General features: G+C 53.3%; 21 protein-coding genes. 10 read left to right on the top strand and 11 right to left on the bottom strand.

What is annotated here, in order from left to right:
• Window positions 1-68 precede the first annotated feature (68 nt).
• The 3 genes from GSQ82_RS09750 (at window position 69) to GSQ82_RS09740 (ending at window position 4,564) form a co-directional block, all read left to right on the top strand.
• Window positions 69-1,940: a copper resistance system multicopper oxidase gene (locus GSQ82_RS09750; protein WP_158792224.1), complete on the top strand. Its 1,872-nt coding sequence runs from the start codon at window positions 69-71 to the stop codon at window positions 1,938-1,940.
• A gap of 176 nt (window positions 1,941-2,116) precedes the next feature.
• Window positions 2,117-2,758, top strand: a complete 642-nt coding sequence (locus tag GSQ82_RS09745) for a copper resistance protein B (RefSeq protein ID WP_254061544.1) — start codon at window positions 2,117-2,119, stop codon at window positions 2,756-2,758.
• 84 nt (window positions 2,759-2,842) lie between these two features.
• Entirely contained in the window at window positions 2,843-4,564 is a 1,722-nt protein-coding gene (locus GSQ82_RS09740; protein ID WP_158792058.1) for an FAD-dependent oxidoreductase, read from the top strand.
• 166 nt (window positions 4,565-4,730) lie between these two features.
• Here GSQ82_RS09740 and GSQ82_RS09735 read toward each other — a convergent pair whose 3' ends face one another.
• The gene (locus GSQ82_RS09735; RefSeq protein WP_216847057.1) at window positions 4,731-5,249 is read right to left on the bottom strand and encodes a hypothetical protein; all 519 of its coding nucleotides are present in this window, start codon (window positions 5,247-5,249) and stop codon (window positions 4,731-4,733) included.
• A gap of 29 nt (window positions 5,250-5,278) precedes the next feature.
• Between GSQ82_RS09735 and GSQ82_RS09730 the strand changes: the two genes are divergently transcribed.
• Both GSQ82_RS09730 and GSQ82_RS09725 read left to right on the top strand, forming a co-directional pair.
• Complete coding sequence (locus GSQ82_RS09730; protein ID WP_174243054.1) at window positions 5,279-5,497, top strand: hypothetical protein; 219 nt, start codon at window positions 5,279-5,281, stop codon at window positions 5,495-5,497.
• A 142-nt stretch (window positions 5,498-5,639) separates the two neighbouring features.
• On the top strand, window positions 5,640-6,401 hold the full coding sequence (locus GSQ82_RS09725; protein WP_158792056.1) for a hypothetical protein: 762 nt from the start codon (window positions 5,640-5,642) through the stop codon (window positions 6,399-6,401).
• A gap of 166 nt (window positions 6,402-6,567) precedes the next feature.
• Here the strand turns inward: GSQ82_RS09725 and GSQ82_RS09720 are convergent, their stop codons facing one another.
• The 3 genes from GSQ82_RS09720 to GSQ82_RS09710 all read right to left on the bottom strand — a co-directional run bounded on the left by GSQ82_RS09720 (window position 6,568) and on the right by GSQ82_RS09710 (window position 9,795).
• Complete coding sequence (locus GSQ82_RS09720) at window positions 6,568-7,152, bottom strand: hypothetical protein (protein WP_158792055.1); 585 nt, start codon at window positions 7,150-7,152, stop codon at window positions 6,568-6,570.
• Window positions 7,153-7,487: 335 nt separating this feature from the next.
• Window positions 7,488-8,438 carry a DUF4435 domain-containing protein gene (locus GSQ82_RS09715; RefSeq protein WP_158792054.1) on the bottom strand — a complete coding sequence of 317 codons (951 nt, stop codon included), beginning with the start codon at window positions 8,436-8,438 and terminating at the stop codon, window positions 7,488-7,490.
• Window positions 8,431-9,795, bottom strand: coding sequence for an AAA family ATPase (locus GSQ82_RS09710; protein ID WP_158792053.1), 1,365 nt, complete (start codon window positions 9,793-9,795; stop codon window positions 8,431-8,433). Before GSQ82_RS09710 ends, GSQ82_RS09715 begins: the two co-directional genes overlap by 8 nt.
• 698 nt (window positions 9,796-10,493) lie before the next feature.
• On the opposite strand from GSQ82_RS09710, the gene GSQ82_RS09705 reads away from it, so the two are divergent.
• Window positions 10,494-11,708, top strand: a complete 1,215-nt coding sequence (locus tag GSQ82_RS09705; protein ID WP_158792052.1) for a CynX/NimT family MFS transporter — start codon at window positions 10,494-10,496, stop codon at window positions 11,706-11,708.
• A 96-nt stretch (window positions 11,709-11,804) separates the two neighbouring features.
• On the opposite strand, the gene GSQ82_RS09700 is transcribed toward GSQ82_RS09705, so the two are convergent.
• The 4 genes from GSQ82_RS09700 to GSQ82_RS09685 all read right to left on the bottom strand — a co-directional run bounded on the left by GSQ82_RS09700 (window position 11,805) and on the right by GSQ82_RS09685 (window position 15,346).
• Window positions 11,805-13,313, bottom strand: a complete 1,509-nt coding sequence (locus GSQ82_RS09700; RefSeq protein ID WP_158792051.1) for an aldehyde dehydrogenase family protein — start codon at window positions 13,311-13,313, stop codon at window positions 11,805-11,807.
• Between the two features lie 94 nt (window positions 13,314-13,407).
• A complete protein-coding gene (locus tag GSQ82_RS25695; protein ID WP_158792050.1) occupies window positions 13,408-14,133 on the bottom strand; it encodes a sigma-70 family RNA polymerase sigma factor in 726 nt (241 codons plus the stop codon).
• 48 nt (window positions 14,134-14,181) lie between these two features.
• Window positions 14,182-14,910 (bottom strand): ribose-5-phosphate isomerase RpiA, encoded by a 729-nt coding sequence (rpiA, locus tag GSQ82_RS09690; protein WP_158792049.1) that lies wholly within the window; start codon window positions 14,908-14,910, stop codon window positions 14,182-14,184.
• Between the two features lie 37 nt (window positions 14,911-14,947).
• Entirely contained in the window at window positions 14,948-15,346 is a 399-nt protein-coding gene (locus tag GSQ82_RS09685) for a DUF302 domain-containing protein (protein ID WP_158792048.1), read from the bottom strand.
• A gap of 357 nt (window positions 15,347-15,703) precedes the next feature.
• On the opposite strand from GSQ82_RS09685, the gene GSQ82_RS09680 reads away from it, so the two are divergent.
• From GSQ82_RS09680 to GSQ82_RS09670, 3 genes are all read left to right on the top strand, one after another.
• Window positions 15,704-16,594, top strand: a complete 891-nt coding sequence (locus GSQ82_RS09680; protein ID WP_158792047.1) for an alpha/beta fold hydrolase — start codon at window positions 15,704-15,706, stop codon at window positions 16,592-16,594.
• 62 nt (window positions 16,595-16,656) lie between these two features.
• Window positions 16,657-17,307, top strand: a complete 651-nt coding sequence (locus GSQ82_RS09675; protein WP_158792046.1) for a pyridoxamine 5'-phosphate oxidase family protein — start codon at window positions 16,657-16,659, stop codon at window positions 17,305-17,307.
• 24 nt (window positions 17,308-17,331) lie between these two features.
• Window positions 17,332-18,141: a cysteine hydrolase gene (locus tag GSQ82_RS09670; protein WP_158792045.1), complete on the top strand. Its 810-nt coding sequence runs from the start codon at window positions 17,332-17,334 to the stop codon at window positions 18,139-18,141.
• A 39-nt stretch (window positions 18,142-18,180) separates the two neighbouring features.
• Here the strand turns inward: GSQ82_RS09670 and GSQ82_RS09665 are convergent, their stop codons facing one another.
• Window positions 18,181-19,755, bottom strand: a complete 1,575-nt coding sequence (locus GSQ82_RS09665) for an MOSC and FAD-binding oxidoreductase domain-containing protein (protein ID WP_254061543.1) — start codon at window positions 19,753-19,755, stop codon at window positions 18,181-18,183.
• On the opposite strand from GSQ82_RS09665, the gene GSQ82_RS25075 reads away from it, so the two are divergent.
• The gene (locus GSQ82_RS25075) at window positions 19,744-19,920 is read left to right on the top strand and encodes a hypothetical protein (RefSeq protein ID WP_254061542.1); all 177 of its coding nucleotides are present in this window, start codon (window positions 19,744-19,746) and stop codon (window positions 19,918-19,920) included. The genes GSQ82_RS09665 and GSQ82_RS25075 overlap by 12 nt on opposite strands.
• A 24-nt stretch (window positions 19,921-19,944) precedes the next feature.
• On the opposite strand, the gene GSQ82_RS24720 is transcribed toward GSQ82_RS25075, so the two are convergent.
• Together GSQ82_RS24720 and GSQ82_RS24715 are read right to left on the bottom strand one after the other, a co-directional pair.
• A complete protein-coding gene (locus GSQ82_RS24720; protein ID WP_216847056.1) occupies window positions 19,945-20,346 on the bottom strand; it encodes a hypothetical protein in 402 nt (133 codons plus the stop codon).
• Window positions 20,270-20,563, bottom strand: coding sequence for a hypothetical protein (locus tag GSQ82_RS24715; RefSeq protein WP_216847055.1), 294 nt, complete (start codon window positions 20,561-20,563; stop codon window positions 20,270-20,272). The genes GSQ82_RS24720 and GSQ82_RS24715 overlap by 77 nt, the downstream gene beginning before the upstream one ends.
• Window positions 20,564-20,732 lie beyond the last annotated feature (169 nt).

Raw genomic sequence — 20,732 nt, 5'->3', positions numbered from 1 at the left:
CATTATGGGGAAACCCTTATTGGGAATCCATTATTGTGCCAGTCCCGGTAAAAAGTTACTGTCTCCAGATGAGCATGCCAAATTTGAATCGCCGTCGCTTCATGCAGAGGATGATCGCTGCTGGACTCGTAAGCTGGTGGCCGGGATGGGAGGCTGAAGCGGCGTCATCACGTCCGCCAACTGAATTGCGGGGGACGGAGTTCGATTTCACTATCAACACACTTCCGGTCAACTTTACTGGGAAGCCACGCGTAGCGGTTGCTGTGAATGGCTCCGTCCCAGGGCCGACGCTTCGGTGGCGGGAAGGCGAAACTGTGACCGTTTCGGTCACCAATTGTCTGAAGACTCCCACTTCAATTCATTGGCACGGTATGCGCATTCCTACTGAAATGGATGGTGTTCCGGGGCTCAGCTTCGAAGGTATCGCTCCCGGAGATAAATTTACCTATCGCTTCCCGGTGAAACAGAATGGAACTTTTTGGTACCACAGCCACAGTGGCTACCAGGAACAGACCGGAATTAGCGGCGCCATCGTCATTGAGCCACAACATACTGATCTAGACCTTGCAGATCGGGATTACGTCATCTTTCTTTCCGATTGGACAGATGTGAACCCACGTTCCATTCTGAGCAATCTGAAGCAGGACAGCAGCTACTACAACTACCATCAGCCCGCGCTAAACCAGCTTTCCGGGGATCCTCAAACAAAGAAATTCTCGACGGCATTTGCTCAATACCTGATGTGGTCGAAGATGAACATGAGCCCGACGGACATTTCCGATGTCTCGGGCTCGGTTTATACCTACCTCTGCAATGGCGCTCCGCCTGCGACTGGCTGGACGGGTCTGTTCACTCCAGGCGAAAAGGTGAAGTTGCGTTTCATCAACGGCTCGGCGATGACGTTCTTTGACGTGCGCATTCCTGGGCTCCAGATGACGGTCATTGCCGCGGATGGTAATGCGATCGATCCAGTCGTTGTAGATGAATTTCGCATGGGGACCGCCGAAACCTATGATGTCATGGTTACTCCTCAAGACTGCGCCTATGTGATCTTTGCTCAATCCGAAGATCGAACTGGATACGCTCGAGGCATGCTCGCACCCCACCCCGGCATGGCGGTCTCGATACCAGGGATGGATCCGCGTCCGGTGCGCACGATGGCGGACATGGGAATGAAGATGAAGGGCATGAGTTCGATGGGCAACATGAGCATGCCGGGAGTGGACATGACGAACACTGGCTTGAAAGATGAGGATCATTCCCAAATGTCCGCCATGGCAGTCCAAAGCGATAACAAGATGAGAACGGAGATGGAGCAGGAGGAGACAGGCTTCCCCTTCCGCAGCCAATTCCCCCTGCCCCAGCCCAGTCCCGAGACCCGACCTATAGGCATGGCACACATGATGGACATGTCCTCGCCGCTACATCTCGCCAGCCCATTCAAAACCGGTCCCGAGGTCGCAACCCTTGCAGAGGTGACTTTACCGAAGTTGGCAGAGCCGGGAGATGGTCTTCAGCGTAATGGGCGACGCGTCCTCACCTATGCCGATCTAAGAGCCCGGTATCAGGGCGTTGATCGTCGATCACCAACGAGGGAGATTGAACTCCATCTGACCGGTAACATGGAGCGTTTCATCTGGGGATTTGATGGGAAAAAGTTCTCAGAAGCGCATCCGATTGTCTTGTCTTATGGTGAGCGTGTACGGATCATACTCGTCAATGACACGATGATGGAGCATCCGATTCATCTCCACGGCCTGTGGAGTGAACTCGAAAATGGGCACGGAGATTTCAATCCGTATAAACACACTTTGATCGTGAAGCCGGCTGAACGCATCAGCTATCTCGTTACAGCCGATGCTCCCGGCCATTGGGCGTACCACTGCCACCTCATGTTCCACATGGAAGCAGGCATGTTCAGAACTGTGGTGGTTCAATGAACCATCAGGATAATGTCTTCGGCTGTTCGTTTCGACGGAACGCGTCTATAGCATCTTTGATCAGGCGTTCCCTCTTGGTGGCACTAACGCTGTATGGATACCTCCATCCTCCCGCAATGGCCCAAGTAACGGAAAGCCAACCCCAATCCCAAAGCCAGAACTGGCGTCCACCGGTGATGGACAATGAGATCTTCGCTCATGTTCTCTTTGACGAGTTGGAGGGCCGCTCGACCGCCGCGGGCACGCAGTTCCGATGGGATGGGCAAGGCTGGATCGGTACCGACATGAACAAAGTGTGGGTCAAGTCCGAAGGTTTCCTCGACGGAACCACGATGAGCGACGGCGATCACGAGTTTCTTTATGATCGGCCGATTCCGGGGATGCGGTATTTCGACGCCCAGGTCGGCGTTCGTGCCGATCTCGATTCGGATCCAAGGCGCGCGTGGGCGGCGATCGGTATTGAAGGGCTTGCGCCATATGAATTTGAATTTGCACCAACCTTTTATATCCGCAATGACGGTCGGGTTGCCGGTCGAATTGAAGGGGCATACGAGTTTCGTCTTCGACAACGGTTGGTGATGGAGCCTCAGGCGGAAGTCAATTTCTACAGTAAAGATGACCCAGCCCGAAAAACGGGCTCCGGCTTTAGCGATATAGACGGCGGTCTTCGGCTTCGCTATGAACTCACCAGGAAATTCGCACCTTATATCGGATATACCTACAGCGGAGCCTATGGAAACTCTGCGATCTATCAGCGCCAGGGTGGCGAAAGCACGCATACAAGTTCATTCGTCTTCGGCATAAGGGTCTGGCGCTAAGCTTAAGCATGATAATTTGGACTGTCTCAACAGGATCAATGACGAATTTGCTCGCATTGATAAGAGACAATGGGATCAAACACCATGATCGATGACGAAGAGAGCAAAACCGCTATTTGGAACAATCCGGAATATCGCCCGGACCTTGCATTCGCCAAGCTCACAGATGACATGGTCGAGCGCCTGACTCCTTACGGTCGAGAGGAAGCCTTTCCTGCGGAAGTCCCGTTGTTCACCTGCGGCGAGCGACAGGTCGACATGTTCGTGGTGCTTGAGGGGCAGGTCGACATCTCCCTGCCCCTCGCTAACGGCGAGTCCACGGTCATCGCCCATCATCGCAAGTTCGACTTCTCCGGCGAGCTAAACCTTCTGACCTCGCAGGGAACGCTGGTCAATGCGCGAACGGTCAAGGAGAGCCGGATTCTTCGCATTTCGCGTGGCGAGTTGCAGAAACTGATGCGCGCGGAAGGGGACATCGCGAATCTCATCACCTCAGCCACCGTCTGGCGACGTATCGGCATTCTTGCTGAAGAAAATGCGGGGATTGTTCTGAGGGGAAGCACTAACGATGCTGCTACTACCGAGCTCCAGCGCTTCTTGGTTCGCAATAGCTACCCGCACAAGATTGTGTCGCCGTCCCCACAGGAAATCTCGCAATCCGATGCTGGATCTCTTCTGCCTGCGGTGAAACTGTCGGATGGCCGTCTCCTGCATCGGCCTACCATTACGCAACTCGCCGACGAGCTAGGCATCACAGAACTTCCTGATCCGGAGATGATCTACGACGTAGCCGTCGTCGGAGCTGGCCCTGCTGGTCTGGCGGCCGCTGTCTACGCGGCATCGGAAGGACTCTGCACCATCGCGATCGAGAGCACCGCTCCTGGCGGACAGGCAGCAGCCAGCTCCAAAATCGAAAACTATCTCGGCTTCCCGACAGGGGTCTCCGGCCAGCGTCTTGCGAGCCGCGCCCAGTTGCAGGCGTTGAAGTTCGGTGTACGCTTCGCGATATCGAGAGAAACGGTAACGGCAGAGCAGATCGACGGCATCCACAAGCTGACACTCGCGGGCGGCATACCCGTCCGTTCCAGAGCCGTTATTGTTGCATCTGGCGCGCAGTATCGCAAACTTTCTGTCGAGAACTTCAGCGAGTTCGAAAACCGCGGGATCTATTACGCAGCGACAGCGATGGAGTCAGTGTTTTGCCGCGAAAAAGAAGTCATTGTCGTAGGAGGCGGGAACTCAGCCGGGCAAGCCGCCTTATTTCTATCTGGCATCGCGAAGCACGTACACCACATCATCCGTGCTGAATCGCTGGCGCAGACCATGTCGCAGTATTTGATCTCGCGTCTCGAAAGCTCGTCACGAATCACACTTTATGACCAATCCGAGATCGTGAAGCTGGAGGGAAACTCTTCTTCTCTGGAAAATGTCACTTGGACTAACCGGAGCACCGGTGAATCTATCGTTAAACCGATCGGGAACGTCTTTGTCATGATCGGAGCCGAACCAAATTCCGGATGGCTCTACGGGACCGTGCAATTGGACAAGAAAGGCTTCATTATTACCGGAGGCACGGAAGGTTTTGAAAGTACACCATACGCCACGAGCGTGCCTGGCATGTTTGCCGTCGGGGATGTGCGCTCCAAGTCAGTGAAACGCGTAGCGTCGGCAGTTGGCGAAGGTTCGGTTGTTATAGCAGATGTGCATCGTTATCTTGCAGACCATCGCAACAACCTTCCGGCTGAGCCGAACTCCGCGCTTGCAGCGATGCGATCAGTCAGCGCTGCGACTTCCTCGTCAACCTAGTTGTTAGCAGCCTAACAAACGGGGCGTTTCCCGTTACCAACTCTTACGCAAGATGCATCAGGCGGCTCCCTCAAGAAGCTGGGAGCCGCCTTCGCGTTTAGGCCCTATCGCTTTCCAGCACTGGAAGCTTCGAGCAGCAGCACGAGCTTGCCATGTGCCCTTTTGCTCATGCTGATTTCTGCTGCCTCACGCCGATCTTCCAAAGCAAACGTTCGAGCGATGGGAATCGAAAAGCGACCTTAGCGGCAAGCTGCGCATACTGCACAAGCACGTCGTAGCGTAGGCCATTGGTGCCCTGCTCCTTCCACGCGGTGCGGACGCCGATGCCTTCTTCGTCCTGATCGGCAAAGCTGAATACACGTTTGGGATCGCCATCCACGATTCTGACCAGATCGGGCAGGGTGCCTTTGACCTGAGCCGTATGGAGCGCAAAGTCAGGCGCGCCGCCTGCGTGTTCGCGAACACGCTCAACCATTCCTTCGCTGTACGGCGTCACCTTCGCTCCGAGTTCACGCAGGCGATCCGCAAACGTCTCACCCGCCGAGGCGATGACATGCGCGCCGCGCAACAATGCGATTTGAACGGCAGCGAATCTCGTCATGGTTTCACCGCCGTCAACCATAAGGGTTTGGCCTGCAGTCAGCGGAAGCAGATCGATGCTGCGTGCTGCTGCCTCGACCGCCATCGGCAGCGCGGCCGCCGTGCGAGCGCGGCTTGACAGCTCCGCAGGCGAATCTGGCGGCACAGATAGGCATGGCGGTACTCAACCACGGCGTGCAGGCATGGTTTGGCGACGGCACGATTGATCTGGGTGAGCATATCGTCAAAGCCTTCCAAGAGGCGCACGATCTCTCCTCGTCCAATATGACGACCGCAAAAGAAAACCGGATCGGTTCAAAGCCTCCAGGGAAACGTAGGGCTACCTTGCGCTAGGTGAAGCGCTGAGCTGTTCTCTGCCGCCTGAGAGAATCAGTAACATGAAGTCCGCTCGTCGGAAGCAATCAGCTTCTCAATGGACGCGGCGGCGATAATGTACGCATCGACGCAGATCAGTAAATCAAGGGAGATTCTACGATTGGAATACACAGTCCATAAAAAGGTGGGCCGTTACGACGATATAGTCAGAGCGATGCGTTCCGTCGGCTGGTTTATGCCTCCTTACGGCAACCAAGGCCGGTTGGATATCGTTTCACGCGAGATCAACAATGCGAATGGTCAATTCGAAGAATTCGAGATCGAGCGGGTATTGGGGTTCTTCTATACTCCCGACCGGCTAGCGTCGATGGCTATCAACATGTATGCGCAGATACCCGTTGTAGATCTATACAAGAGAACTATTGCGGAATCGATAGCTGCGCACTTTTCCGGCCTTCATCATGTGGCTGTGGCCGGACTGATGCCGGTTATTGAGGGAGCGGGACGTGAGTTGGCGCGGACAAAGAACCTAAGGCATGAAGGCTCGGTTAAGGCTGTTTTCATTGAACTGATAACGAATGCGAAAGAAGATGCCTGGGCTCGGAAGATTGGAAATACAAAAGAGATCGACGACATGCTTACAGGGGCTCTTGATTTCCTCACGAAATACTTTTTCGAAAATTCGGCTCTCTATCCGTTGCTGGACAAAACCAATCGACACGGGGTTCTTCACGGCGCTTACCGGGACTCGGATTACGGGCGGCCGCTCAATTTCTACAAGACGATCGGCGCGGTCGATATCCTGACATTCATCTCCATGCTCCAAACAAACAAAATGATCGGGTTCGTTCCTGAGCACACCACGGATTCAAAAGCTTTGGCGGAGCGCTACTGTGAACTTAAAACCTTTAAGATTCTTTAAGTCACCCAATACTATCTTTCGTAATCCTGGTGACTTCATCTCCCTGTCTCCAACGATTCATCAAGTAGAAATAGCCATCAGGTCCACCGTTCGTGAATGGAATTGGAGGGGGCCAAATTCGTATTGCTGGCTGTCCCAATTGCCGGGTTTCGGCGCAATGTCGAGTTCAGTAGGAGCCGTCGGTGTCACCTTCAGACGGATGCTGGCGATCTGGGACGAAATGCTCGTTTGCGAGGGTCAGCGATGTTCCTTCTCCAATGCGCTCCTCTTTCGACAACAATGTGAAACCTGCTCCGTCTGCCGACCGATGTTCCTCGTCAAGCCTCCCAATCCAGATCAGAGTGAATTGCGGTGTCAGCAGATGCTCATTGAATGCCGTGCCCTGGTTCTCCTCGTAGAACACGTTGGGCGCATTGCGGCCCTTCTTCGAGTCGAAGAGGAATGCCATCTTGGTGATCCAAGTGGCGATAGTCCGCTGCTGGTTAAGGTCCAACGCAAGTGGCTTATCGTCGAACATCTGCTCAAGGAGAGGGTTGGCATCTCCCTCCGGTGCTCTCATCCAGCCGTTATTGCATTTCTCACACACCGATTTAACGGTTAACTCAATGTTGCTAAGGATAACCTCCAGCGCTCCTGGACGTTTCAAACGGAAAGAGCCGAAACTTTTCCTATCAAGTATCCACTGCGGCCAAAGATGCTCGCAGCTGCAGGCGCTATTGTCGCAAAAAATGCATGATTGTGGCACTGGCATATATCCCATTCACACTGAACAATTGTCTTCGTTCCGCGATGCTGTCGCGCAGATTGAGCTCGATTAATCATCATATGGAAAGTTGGCGAAGAAATTCTCGCAGTACTACTATCGGCGTCGTCCAAGACAGGTGGGAGAGCGTCGTCATTAGACGACTCCAGGTCAATACACTCACTCACCAACGATCGAACGTATCCGATTACTTCCAAGAACGGCGTTTGTACTAACGTTTATCGTGACTGATCCACAGATGGCGCTTCCGCGCGTTCGATAAGCGCTCCCTGTCGTCATCTTTCCATGAAAAATCCGATGACATTCCTGAGGACTATGACTCATCAGAATTGAACGGACATGCTGTTCTGATCCTGACAAATATTATTTGTAATGAATTGCTCCAGACCTCTCGGTAGTGGGTGTCTACCTTGCATAATCAAAAATACGTTGTCGGACTGCATATCAACGGTTTTCTTTATTTTCTTACGATCGTTGATTAGCTCTCCAACGAGACTACCCCAGAGCTCCCCGACGAACCGCAAGAAGAACCACAAAGCGAACTTCCCCCTCATCCATTCGTGGTGGGGCTTTTCGGCCAGCCAATCGGCTTTTTCCCGAATATCAGCAGAAGACAGACTGGAGGGGTCATATTTACAGCGCGTGCGAAAAATCTTGTCCCAATCCGAAACGGGGCCCGGCTTCAGCTCAACCATTTCGAAACATGGTGAAAGACTATCACCGAAATCACTGAACGAGATGTTTGCGTTCAGCTGCCGGAGAAGTATTATTTCTGCGAATAGAGGCCGCAGCTGAGACGCGATGTCATTGAATCCGTCTGTGAACTCTTTCAAGATTCGGCTATGGCGATTTTGCTCATCGGGTAGGAATATCAATTCTTCTAGGACTGAAGTCAACGTTTCTTCTGTGCACAGATAATTCTCGACAGCATAAAGGTCTGTCACAAAGACTCGTGAGCGACACGGCAAAGCGTGTCCGGTAAAATCATCCAGATCCTTATCTACAAAGAAGAGGGTATTTTTGAGCTTGCGTTCCTGCTCCGCAAACTCATAGTGATACCAAACCGAGCGCTTGTTCCCACAATAGTAGATTCTGAGTCGGCCAGCTGAAGGCAAGTATTGGAATATTTGCTTCCGGTAAAACGTTCCGTCGTCTGTAGATTCGAAAAACGCATAAGCGTCTTCTCTAGCTTCGTCGTACTCGATCCGAAATCTCTGTCTGATTGCTACAGGAGCGTACCGAGCAGTTTTGAGGTCGTCTAGAAAATTACCCATTGCGTCGCATACCGTCTTTCATGTCGAACGTGTATTTTTCAAAGTCATTATCGAAGATGAACGGGGAGTGAGTGACGGCTGCCATATACGTGCAGTTTCCTGATGCCCAGATATCTGGCAGAAATGTCTTTTGCCATGTAACCGAAAGCGACAGTTCCGGTTCATCTATGACTATCAAGTATTTCCGCTCACTCAGATAGAGGTGTGCAAATAATGAAACGACCTGCTTCTCGCCAGATGAAAGAAATGGCAAATCGATCTCCCGTCCGTCAGTCCCTGTTTCTCGTACAAAGACGCGGTAGCTGAGTTCGTCGTATACAAGCTCCTTCCCGTCGAGATAGGAGTTGCAAGTCCTCACAAAATCAGTAACAGGCTTTTCGCGTCTGGCCAGATTCTCGGCAGAACGGACCAACTTTGTAAGAAAATGCGCCACATACGAGTCCGAATCCTTCGGTGACTGGCTTCTAAGGCGATCAAGGGCCTGTGTCAGAAGTGCCTTCTCTTGCCAGCTAAGAGTGTTCTCTTCAACTCGACGTAGAATCCTTGTAACCTCCTCGCCGGTTAAACTCGAGATTTCCTCCGCAGAATAAGTCTGTCCCTCGCCTTTGATTACGTCCCGAAGGTAGCTGCCAGCCAAAGCATTAAACTCTTTTCTGTTATTGTCGTTCAGCGCGGATAGAGTTTCAGATAGGCGGATCTTGACGTCCTCCATGCCAAATTCGACCAGTTCTGCGTAGACGTCAGTCCTGAAGCCCAGCTTGCGTATAAATTCTGCGTCGATGCGGTTTCTACGGGTCTCTTCTCGATCGACAAGAGCCTTCAGATCCTTTTCAATGCGTCGATATGTAGGTAGGTAAAGTATCTGATTCTCGGAAACGAGCTCTCGAATCACCTCTGCGGCCTTCTCAAGGGCGCCATTTCGCCGCAAACTACCACGCAGGGCTGATTGAATCTCTCGAAGGACAGAGTTCGGATAGTTCAGCAATTCTCGGAATCGCCCGATCTCCGACGGGCCCGATTCCAGAAATTCTTCCAAACTTCTCGGATCCAGATGCAGGGCACGTTGAAGAACGTTATGAGGTACCCTCCCGGGTTCGTCGGCCAGAGTGAACGTTTCCACGTCTGCTTTCGTCAAAGCAACGCTCTCGAGGGAGCTCTCAATTACCACCCGCTCAAAGTCTAGCTCGGCGAGCCGAGACCACTGCCGGGAGAGCAAATAATAGAAGGCGTTAATACATGTGCTCTTTCCGAGACCGTTCGCACCCACGATGATGATGCGGTTATCAATCATTGGAATCTTCACGTCGAACTTACCGTAGAGACCCTCTATCGCGAAGCTGCGAATTTTGTTTTGCATAGATGACTGGTTTTATCACAAGACGACGTCCCAACCGAATCGCTACCGACGAAAACCGATCTTTCCAACGGTTCTTCACTGAGCGCATTATCACCAATGCGCTCAGTGACACCAGATCAGTAGCGACAAGTCGGCTCCTCGTCAGCATCGGGCCGGCAGAATGGCGATCGGCGGTTTCGTAACAGGCTGGATACAGGGTCCGCCTCATTGGTCGTCATATTCGTATGCTCTTTGCTCAGCTCAAGTGGGATTCGCGCAAAGCCTGCCACCGCAACTTGCGCTACACAATCCCCAGTACAAGAATTCACACCAATCGACCCCACAGCGTAATACACGCTTCGGCGTCAGGCAATTCCTGCCATTTTCCCTGCTCAACGCGCCTTTGAAGATCGTCGAAATTGGACCTGCCGTTGAAGTCCCCATCCATCCCACAAACGGTGCTGAACCTTATTTTGCGGTTTCGATGGGTTTCCGTATGTGAATCGTCTTCTAGCGTTGTTCCCGAAGACTCTGCCCCCGCATCTTCAGGAAATCTCCACGATTCGGCCAGAAGTTTTCGAGGTCGTCTCATTAAACTGAAACACGATCTCTTCGACTGCTCCGAGACTCTTTGGAATCCAAGGTGCGCCGGAGCCGTTTGCAGACTGTGACGGCGAGATTTCCAATGACCACTTCGAAGATGAATTACTAGATAGCCCATGGAAGAGCCTGTCAACAAAGTAGCTTCACCCAGCAAGTCCGCCGTCATTCCGGCAGGCCTTGCAATCACTGCGATTATCTTTGTCGCCATAGATCTCAGACCAGGACTCGTTTCTATCGGCCCGGCACTTCCTTCAATTCGAGAAGCATTTCGACTGTCTCATGGGACCGCTGCGCTTCTTACATCGATACCGGATGTGCTCATGGGTCTGCTGGCTCTTCCCACCCCATGGCTGGCTCGACGCTTTGGGCGAGATCGCGTCATGCTGCTCGCGCTCCTCCTTCTCCTTGCCTCCATTGGGCTGAGAGCCTTCGCACAGACCGTCCCCTCGCTCATGATCTCTACTGCAGGGGTAGGCGCCGGAATCGCCATCGCAGGAACGCTCATCGGCGGCTTTATCAAGGCACAATTTCCTACGCGTTTGGCCCTTGTCATGGGCGTGTACGCGACAGCTCTCGCTGTAGGAAGTGTCGCAGCAGCCGCTTTGACGAACCCGCTAGCCGGGAATCGCCCTGACGGTTGGCGCTTTGCCACTGGCATATGGTCGCTCCTCGGTGTCGGGGCCATTTTATTTTGGTCGATGGTGAAGGTACGCACGGCCGGTCGGAATGGGGCTACTACAGCGGTTGCAAATGACGTCCCTTTGCCGTTAAACAAGGGAATCGCGTGGGCCATCACCATCTTCTTTGGTGTGAACAATCTGTTGTTTTACGCCTTCCTGGCATGGACCGTTACCATCTATCGGGAATTGGGGTATTCGGACGTAAAGGCCGATCTGATCCTCGCGACGTTCGCAGTCGCTTCCCTGCTTGGGAATCCAGTCTTTGGAATTCTGAGTCGCTCGCGAGATAGGCGCGGATGGCTTGCTGGGGCGAGCATTCTTTGCTGCATCGGGCTGGCAGGCTTGGCGTTAGCCCCTCTATCTGCCCCTTACCTGTGGGTCTCACTTATTGCCTTCGGTCAGGCCGGAGGATTTACGCTCGGAATGACATTGCCATTGGATAACACAGATACCGTGCAGGAGACTGATGTGTGGAACGCCTTCACACTGACCTTTGGGTATCTCATCGCGGCCACCGGTCCTATTCTGGTTGGTATCCTACGTGACCGTACCGGTTCGTTCCGGGTGCCGACACTTAGTCTTGTCGGTGTGGGAGTATTCATGTTGCTTTTGACCGCTGTGCTACGCCCTCGCATGCAATCCCACACTTAACGCAGATTCGCAATCTGTTTAATCTACGCCACACCGCTTTCGCTAAGACGGACCGATGAGTCTCCGATTTTGGAGACTCACCGCTCCTGCCAACTTCTAGAACGGATAGACGGCTGGCTCATGCCTGACGGTAATCCAATGCTCCTTTGTGAACTCCTGGATGATCCAGTCACCACCGAACCGTCCCAGCCCGCTGTTCTTCTCACCACCAAACGGACCGGTCGATGTGTCATCCACACTGTGATCGTTGACATGAGTCATGCCTGCCTCGAGCTTTCGGGCAAACTGCACGCCACGTTCGCGATCCCGAGTAAATACTGCACTCGACAGGCCATACTCAGTCTCGTTCGCCAACCTCAAAGCATCGGCCTCTCCATTCGCTTTGATGATCGGAGCGATCGGCCCGAACATCTCTTCCTTTGCGATGGTCATGTCATTCCTGACACCCACGAAGACGTGAGGAGGTACTACCTGACCCTGAGGGTCTCCACCCAGCAATTGCGTCGCCCCTTCGGATCGCGCTGAGGCGATATGTGCCAAATGCGCCTTCAACTGCTTTTGGTTAATGACAGGACCAATCGCCACTTCCGGATCCTTGGGATCGCCATACTTAAGCTGTTTGACATGGGCAGTAAACCGGTCGACGAACTCGTCGTGCAACTTCGCATCGACGATGATCCGATTGGTACTCATGCAGATTTGTCCTTGATGCAGGAATCGCCCAATGACCGTGGCACGAACAGCTACATCGAGATCGGCGTCGTCAAGGATGACGCAAGGGGCATTGCCGCCAAGTTCAAGCGCAACTCTCTTCAATGATGGACCGGTCATAGCCAGTTGACCGATATGTCGTCCCACCCGTGTCGATCCAGTGAAGGAGATGAGTCTTGGTATTGGATGAAGAGAGAATGCATCGCCAACCTCATCAATCGGGCCGATCACAACGTTTAGTAGACCGGGAGGAAGGCCTGCCTCCTCGTAGATCTTCGCAAGAAGGAGGCCGCCAGTGATGGGGGTGTCTTCGGCCGGCTTCAGAACAACCGCGTTCCCCAGTGCGAGCGCTGGTCCGACTGAGCGGTGCGACAGGTACATTGGGAAGTTCCATGGGCTGATGACACCAATGACCCCAAGTGGAGAGCGGTAGACACGGCTTTCCTTGCCAGCCTCATCGAGCGGAAGAATCTTTCCCGACGCGCGGTGGGGGAAGGATGCAGCTTCGATAGTCACCGAGTAGACGAACTGCCACTCGATTTCTGCTTTGGCGATCGTGCTTCCGGATTCGCGGACGATCCAGTCGACGATTTCTGCGTGCCTCTCCTCCATGATCTGTGCCGAGCGGAGCATAACGCCCGCACGAGTAATCGGCGTTGCGGCCGCCCATGCAACTTGAGCCGCTGCCGCAGCGCGATAGGCTCGATCAAGGTCGTCCTTGTCGGCCTGAACAATCTCCGCCAGGACTTCGCCCGAATAGGGATCGGTGTCTGATAGTTTCGACCCATGCTTGCCGGGAAGCCATACACCATCAATGTATTGGCCGTCGAAGCCCGTGTACTTAGGTTTCGTGGGGGACGGCTCAGGTGTCGCTGTGGCTGGTTTGACTGGCATTTCTTCTCCTTTGATCTATGTGGTCGGTGTTTACGTTGCGTTGTTGAAAGCAAAATCTAAGCCCGCTCACTTGGAGGGGCTTAAGGACAAACAGTTATGTGGCTTTCGATTCGTGATGTTTCCTGGCCGCGACTATGACCGATCTCCTGATATCGACCCGAGCGAATCGCCCCTCGAAAGCCCTTCGAATATCGCGGCGTGCCCTAAGAGCGCGGGACTTGGCTGCGGCGACACTGATTCCCAGAACTTGCGCAGTCTGGTCCATCGACAAATGCTCCAGGTAGAGCTTCACAAACACGGACTTACCGGATTCGGGGAGCCGATCAATCTGATTTCTGATTAGGTCCGCCAATTCGATCGCGATGCAGGTCTCCTCAGGAGTCAGCCCGGGATCTCGTAGCTCCATCGAGTAAAGTTGTTCATCCTCTCCTGAGTGAGAGTCGATCGATATCAAATGCCTTCGGGACTTCCGTAGAAACATCAAACTTTGATTGATTCCAATACGAGTAATCCAGGTGGAAAACTGCGAATGACCTCGGAATTGATCCAGCTTCGCAAAGATCTTCAAAAGGCATTGTTGAACGACATCCTCTGCATCTTGAGCATTTCGGACGATCTTCAGAACTGTCGCCTCAAGTCTTCTCCGATGGGGTCGGATCAGTAAGTCAAAGGCTGCCGCGTCTCCGAGTTGAACGCGACTTATCAATGAGAGTTCATATTCAGCTCGCGACTGGCGCTCTAAGCTCTCGCGGGCCCCTATCGATGACTGGAGGGCGGTGACGACGACACTACGAACTTTGCAAGCGGAAGAGTTTGTCATTTCGGGTTAAGAACTGTTCGTGAGCTTCGGTTTCTCTTATTGCTGACATTAGCGGAGCTCTGAGGTGCCGGTGCCTCCTGGTCCCTGCAGAACATTCCCTACCCGCAGTTCCCTCACACCGCTCTCACCTGCAATCAGCGCCAGGTTGGCCATGCCGAGAAACAGCCCATGTTCCACCACACCCACGATGTTGCGAATCTCTTTCGCGGTTTTCTCGGGATCTTGGATCTCTCCACAGTGGCAGTCGAGGATCACATTGCCTTCGTCGGTGATCCATGGCCCTGCGCCACCGGGCGATGGGCGAAGAACAGGGTTCAGTCCCAGATCATCGAGTCGAAGAGTGACCAGAGGTAACGCAAATTGGATCACCTCTACAGGCAAAGGGAACTTGCCCAGTTTATGAACTACCTTGGATTCGTCGGCCACCACGATGAACTGCTTTGACGCGGAGGCAACGATCTTCTCGCGGAGATGCGCTCCATGGCCACCTTTGATCAGAGCAAGTCCAGGTGCAATTTCATCTGCACCATCAACAACCACATCGAGGACAGGGGTATCGTCGAAGGTTGTAAGTGGAATCCCCAGCTCCTTTGCGAGCTTTGCACTCCCTTCACTGGTCGCGATTGCCTCAATGCGTAGACCGGCCTTTACTGCCTCTCCCAGCTCATAAATGAACGGGGTTGCGGTGGTCCCGGTACCCAACCCCACCCTCATGCCATCGGAGATAAACTCCATAGCACGCTTTGCCACCAGCAATTTTGCCTCGTCTTGTGTCATATCTCTCAGTGTCCTAAGGGGTTCAGTGCCTTGGAGGCTAAGCTTTCACGGCTTCTTCGCAAAGGTCCTTGATCAGAACGATGTTCTGCATAAGATCCTGCGGCAGGTTGTGCCTCTCGGCCAGGTATTCGGGGCTGTTATACGTGAGCCACACCTTGCCTTGTGCATCCTCCCAGGCCAGTGCTTTGAGGGGCAAATCAATCGCCACAGTAGGAGATGCGATCATCAACGGTGTCCCTGCTTTAGGATTGCCAAACATAAGCAACACAGAGGGATTCATCTTCAATCCAACGTGTGCGGCATGCTCACCGTGGTCCACTTTGCCATGGATGGGAATACCCTTTGACTTAAGGAGTCCTTCCAGCCTTTCTACACTTTGCTCTGCAGAGTACGGGCTGCTGAGATTTACAAGTCCATTGTCTGCACTAGACGCCATTTCTTCTCCTCCTGTGGGGAGTTCGAGGTTAGCCGACCGAGGTCGGGAATTGGACGATCTTACTTTCATTGAGGCCAGCGAACGAAGGCGCCAGTCCTTCACCGCGGACCTAAGAATCGCTACCAGGACGAAGTAATTCGCCATCACTCTTCAGCTACATGGATAGACTCTCCCCAGAAAGCTGAGAAACCATTTTCATCGCAAGCGTAGCGGATATCCTCGTCGGCGCCAATTGGGTATCCACGCTACGAGAAACACGTTACCGGGAAGACACTATAGGCAAGCGTCGTAGTTTTGTTTATTGTTTTGGCGGGGCTGGCATTTCGTCTCGCCTACACGAGGTTTAAGGAATACATCATGACCGCTAAGACCAACGCATCCGAGTCAGCGTCGACCGTGCACTACAACACAATTCGCATTGGAGATATCGATCTTTTCTACCGCGAAGCAGGCGCGAAGGACGCACCTGTCCTCCTGTTGCTGCATGGCTTTCCGACGTCGTCAAACATGTTCCGCAACCTGATTCCTCGGCTTGCCGGGAAGTTCCGTATTATCGCTCCCGACTACCCGGGCTACGGATTCAGCAGCATGCCAGATCGCAAGAGCTTCGCATATACGTTCGAAAATATGACGAACCTTGTTGAGGAGCTGACCAAGAAGCTCGGGCTCGAAAAGTACGCAATGTACGTGATGGATTACGGCGCACCCATCGGATACCGCCTGGCCATTCGTCACCCTGAGAAGGTTTCGGGCCTGATTGTCCAGAACGGCAATGCCTACGAAGAAGGGCTTCGCGAGTTCTGGGATCCGATTAAGAAGTATTGGGGCGAGGCGACCACCGAAAATCGCGCGGCACTGGACTATCTGACCCAACCGGACGCGACCAAATGGCAGTATGAAAACGGCGTCTCCGACAAGACTCTGGTGGACCCAACTACCTATACGCTCGACCAGCTCGGGATGGATCGCCCCGGAAACGCCGATATTCAGTTGGACATGTTGTACGACTACCGGACGAACGTGCCGCTTTATCCGCAGTTTCAGGAGTTCTTCCGCAAATATCAACCGCCGATGCTCATCACCTGGGGTAAGAAAGATTTCATCTTCCCGCCCGAGGGTGCCGTTCCCTACAAGCGTGATCTTCCCAAAGTTGAAACCCATATTCTCGAAGCGGGACATTTCGCACTCGAGACTCACGGTGAGGAGATTGCAAATCACATCTTGGAGTTCTTTGAAAAGAACGCCTAATTGCCCATGTGTGTGGACGACATGTTCTGTGGCGTCCACACACATGATTACTGTGAGAGCGCATGCCTATCGGTTCAATTCTTTTCACACCCATCGTCAAGAAACTTCAAGAGCGTCACGGCAGTCGACGCCAATACGAGAGGATGGTGAATTCGAGTTCGGGGCAAGAGCATCTCACAAAGTTTGAAACCCAGTTTCTCTCCGGGCGAGACAGCTTTTACTGGGCAACCATCAGCTCCTCAGGTTGGCCCTACGTGCAACACCGAGGCGGGCCGCCAGGCTTCTTAAAGGTCATCGATACCCACACTCTTGCATTCGCTGATTTCTCTGGAAACAAACAGTACATCACTACAGGGAACCTGCTCACAGATAACAGGGTTGCTATGATCTTCGTTGATTATCCTCGGCAGGCGCGCCTTAAGATCCTGGGACACGGAGAAGTCTTCGAGGGCAAGGATGCTGCTGAATGGCTGAATCGGGTGGAAGTGCCTGGGTATAAGGCCCACATCGAAAGAGTCTTCGTGATTCACATTGAAGCATTTGACTGGAACTGCCAGCAGCATATTATTCCTCGCTATACCGCTGAGGAGATTCATGCGGCCGTGCATGAGCTCGAGGAAAAGGTCACCGCTTTGGAAGCAGAAAACAAGGCGTTACGGCAGGAACAGAGCGAGAAACCAAAGAGTGAGAAAAACCAAACCGTAAGTACCTAAACCTTCACACAACAGGGAAAAACCATGGAATTGAACGATCTGTTGAACACATCCCGCCGCCAGTTCTTGACGACTGCAAGCGCCTCCGCTGCTGCACTTCTCTCGTCTAGTCTCACCGCGCAAGACGGCGAGATCCAAACCGAAAAACCTCAGCACAAGGGCACGGCTCCCGGCTTGACCCTACATAAATCCGACACGGCAGTCGTAATCATCGACCCACAGAATGATGTTCTGAGTGAAAAAGGTCTTGCATGGCCCCTGCTCCACGAAAGCCTCAAGGAAAACAACACCGTCGAGAATATCGAGCGAATCTTCAAAGCTGCGAAGGCACATGGCTATGAGGTCTTTATCTCTCCCCACTACTTCTTCCCCGAAGATAAAGGCTGGAAGTTTAATGGCCCGCTTGAAACTGACGAGGCGACCGAGAATATGTTCGCAAGAAAGGGCAGACTAAGTATCGATGGGTTGAGAGGTTCAGGCGCAGACTGGTTGGAACGGTATAAGCCATACATCGAGGACGGTAAGACCGTTGTGGTTTCGCCGCATCGTGTTTGGGGCCCGGAAACCAACGACCTTGTTCTTCAATTGCGGAAATATCGGATCAGCAAAATCATTCTGGGCGGAATGCTTGCGAATATGTGTGTTGAATCTCACCTTCGGGAATTGCTGGAACAGGGATTTGAAGTGGCTGTCGTGAAGGATGCCACCGCGGCACCGAAGCATCCTGAATGGGGATACGGCTATACTGCAGCGCTGATCAACTATGCCTACCTTGCTCACGCTGTTCTGACGACAACCGAAGCAGTGGAGATCATGGCTCACAATGCGTCGTAGGCTGTCGCCCCGGAAACTGGAAAATGCCGACCCAGGATTCTAAAGATCCAATTCAATCGCCGTGAGTGGGGATGAGCAGCAAATCAAAACATCTCCACTCGCTGGCTGGTCCAGCGGTTCAGGTATATAGCGGACTTTTCCGTCTATGAGTCCGGACTCGCAAGTATGACAAACACCCACCCGGCACGACCACCTCACAGGAACGTCGCATGCTTCAGCAAATTCAAGTAGATTCCCGTATCGAGAGTCCCAGGGTGCAACCAAACTGCTTCGTGTGAAGGAGACAAGCGGGCCGATACCGGCGCTCCCTTTGGGCGGATGTGGCGAAAGGGATGGCTTACTTGCGATACCTGGAGTCAATGCCGCCCCAGCGCCGAAAGTCTCTGAATGAATACGGGTTCCAGGTACTCCCCACGTATTCAAGTCCGCAATAAAATCGGCGAGAAAAGCGGCCGGCCCGCAGAGATAAAAATCTGCTTCTTCAGGAATCCCTAACCGTTGCAATGCTGAAAGGTTCAGATGGCCTGAAGCATCGTAGCCCCGATCGTCATCAGCTGGCCTGCTGTAGGCAACAAAAGAGTGGCTCCGGGAAAATCCCTCGAGTAATCCCTTCACTTCAGAGGCAAATGGATGCTCTTCACCATTTCGAGTGCCGTAGCACCACCAGACCTCCCGCGTTTTGCCGCTCTGCGACGCCGCAAGCGAGTGCAGCATTGCGAGCACTGGCGTTACCCCAATGCCTGCACTAATCAAGACGACAGGGTTCGCTCCTGGGGCAACGGCAAATTCTCCTCGTGGCGCACTCACGTGAATGATGTCCCCGCTCTTCACCTGGTCGTGAAGATAGTGACTGCCAGAACCAGCGGCGCGTTTAACACTGATGCGATATCTGCCCACATCTTCAAAGTTAGATATCGAGTAGTTGCGTACCAGTGGAGCGGTATGGCTGTCGACCGGTAACCTAAGTGCCAGGAACTGGCCAGGGATGGCAGACAGTAGAGGACTATGGTCCTCAGACTCGAAAACAAACGAGAGCACGTCAACGCTTTCACGCTGGATATTCGCAACGCGAAGAGGCCGAAAACCAGACCACGCCGGCGCCGGCGTAGACGACGGAGCGAGCCCGGCATTACCATATGGCTCTTGTTGCTTTCCGGCCTCGGCCAGGGCTTCGAGCGATTGTTTCCAACCAAAGCTCAGTGCAGGCACACGCAAAGCGCGTCGTAGAGACTCCAGCGGGTGCCCCGGCAGGTAAAGCAGACCATCGATCTCCTCGATACTGACCCGTTCTGGTCCTTCCGCGACTCTGACAATTTCATCCCCGGCACCAACCTCGCCTTCCTCAAGCACGCGAAAGTAGAAGCCGGGCCTTTTGTGCGATACGAGAAGTGAGGGCATCTGCGGATCGTTCATTCTGATGCCGACACGATAGCAAGTGACCCGCGGTTGTGTTACTTCAAAGAGAGCTCCGCCTATCCGGTAATGATCACCAATACAGACCTCGTTATCCGCCAGGCCGTCGACAGTGAAGTTTTCTCCGAACTGGCCATATTCAAGCCCACTGCGCTGGAGGAACTTCTCCCAGTAGCGATATGAGTCCAGTTGATAGACCATGACGGCGCGGTGCTCCCCGCCGTGCCCTTCGAGGTCACCCTGCCCGTCTCCGTCCAGATTGAGACGCCGCGCAATAATCCTGCCGGCGACGGGGCGTTTCCAAATACCTGTACACACAATCTTCCCCTGCCACTCGACGTCGCGAGGAAGACCTACGTTTACTGAAACCAGTGAACTCAAGTCACACCTTCACCGGCCGCCGGCCGGATCCGAAACAACCGAAGTAAACTCATCCGTATCGATGTCAAACAGATAACCGTAGATGTTGACCTCTTTCGGGACCCCGGGGGACGAACGGAGCAGTTTTACATCGTGCTCGAGAGTTTCTCTCAGATTACCAATGGCCAGACTCTCCTGTTCGTACACAGTCGAAAGGTCTTTGCCCTCCTCTGTCTTGAAGGCATCGATGAGGCCATGTGCCGTAAAGCTGCTCGTGCCGCAATTCGTATGATGCACTACGACGATGTTAGTCACACCAAAAAGATGCTGTCCGATCGTGATTGAACGTAGAGCGTCAATAGCGCGACCACCCGCGACGACCACCGGAAAAAATGGTTGCGGTGCCTCCAACTTTCTTCCCATCTTTGTCATACACGACATCTCCTGGATAAACCTCACCAGGCAAGGTTTTAGCCAGCACGAACGGTATCTCGGCTGCTCGCGGATCATAACAATAGATAGCTATTGTTTTGAGAGGCACCGCATGCTTGAACGCTGCCCTCACCGTGAGTTCGTCATAGCCCGGGGTCTTGGAATATACGAACTCCCCAAACCCATCAGTAGTCTTGCTTTCCTTCACACTTGCCATGCCTCGCCTCCGCTACAAACATTTCTTAGGTACAGTAGCTGCCTGAGCGAGGTGGACACAATAAGGTATTCCCGCTAGATGTGAGGAAGTAGCTTATAACGGGTTTCCATTAGGCTTCATTGGCTACGTAAAAGGCGAACCCACGGAATAAGAAGATGGATGGAGATCT

Source organism: Granulicella sp. L60 (assembly GCF_009765825.1).
In the GTDB taxonomy this organism is placed as follows: domain Bacteria; phylum Acidobacteriota; class Terriglobia; order Terriglobales; family Acidobacteriaceae; genus Edaphobacter.
The sequence above is the reverse complement of the archived record's forward strand: the minus strand, read 5'-3'. Positions and strand labels throughout refer to the sequence as shown.

Coding starts and splice junctions, on each gene's coding strand:
- GSQ82_RS09750 (WP_158792224.1), top strand. CDS start 69: ATGAGCATGCCAAATTTGAATCGCCGTCGCTTCATGCAGAGGATGATC.
- GSQ82_RS09745 (WP_254061544.1), top strand. CDS start 2,117: ATGGACAATGAGATCTTCGCTCATGTTCTCTTTGACGAGTTGGAGGGC.
- GSQ82_RS09740 (WP_158792058.1), top strand. CDS start 2,843: ATGATCGATGACGAAGAGAGCAAAACCGCTATTTGGAACAATCCGGAA.
- GSQ82_RS09735 (WP_216847057.1), bottom strand. CDS start 5,249: ATGGCGGTCGAGGCAGCAGCACGCAGCATCGATCTGCTTCCGCTGACT.
- GSQ82_RS09720 (WP_158792055.1), bottom strand. CDS start 7,152: ATGCCAGTGCCACAATCATGCATTTTTTGCGACAATAGCGCCTGCAGC.
- GSQ82_RS09715 (WP_158792054.1), bottom strand. CDS start 8,438: ATGGGTAATTTTCTAGACGACCTCAAAACTGCTCGGTACGCTCCTGTA.
- GSQ82_RS09710 (WP_158792053.1), bottom strand. CDS start 9,795: ATGCAAAACAAAATTCGCAGCTTCGCGATAGAGGGTCTCTACGGTAAG.
- GSQ82_RS09705 (WP_158792052.1), top strand. CDS start 10,494: ATGGAAGAGCCTGTCAACAAAGTAGCTTCACCCAGCAAGTCCGCCGTC.
- GSQ82_RS09700 (WP_158792051.1), bottom strand. CDS start 13,313: ATGCCAGTCAAACCAGCCACAGCGACACCTGAGCCGTCCCCCACGAAA.
- GSQ82_RS25695 (WP_158792050.1), bottom strand. CDS start 14,133: ATGACAAACTCTTCCGCTTGCAAAGTTCGTAGTGTCGTCGTCACCGCC.
- rpiA (WP_158792049.1), bottom strand. CDS start 14,910: ATGACACAAGACGAGGCAAAATTGCTGGTGGCAAAGCGTGCTATGGAG.
- GSQ82_RS09685 (WP_158792048.1), bottom strand. CDS start 15,346: ATGGCGTCTAGTGCAGACAATGGACTTGTAAATCTCAGCAGCCCGTAC.
- GSQ82_RS09680 (WP_158792047.1), top strand. CDS start 15,704: ATGACCGCTAAGACCAACGCATCCGAGTCAGCGTCGACCGTGCACTAC.
- GSQ82_RS09675 (WP_158792046.1), top strand. CDS start 16,657: ATGCCTATCGGTTCAATTCTTTTCACACCCATCGTCAAGAAACTTCAA.
- GSQ82_RS09670 (WP_158792045.1), top strand. CDS start 17,332: ATGGAATTGAACGATCTGTTGAACACATCCCGCCGCCAGTTCTTGACG.
- GSQ82_RS09665 (WP_254061543.1), bottom strand. CDS start 19,755: ATGGTCTATCAACTGGACTCATATCGCTACTGGGAGAAGTTCCTCCAG.
- GSQ82_RS24720 (WP_216847056.1), bottom strand. CDS start 20,346: ATGACAAAGATGGGAAGAAAGTTGGAGGCACCGCAACCATTTTTTCCG.
- GSQ82_RS24715 (WP_216847055.1), bottom strand. CDS start 20,563: ATGGCAAGTGTGAAGGAAAGCAAGACTACTGATGGGTTTGGGGAGTTC.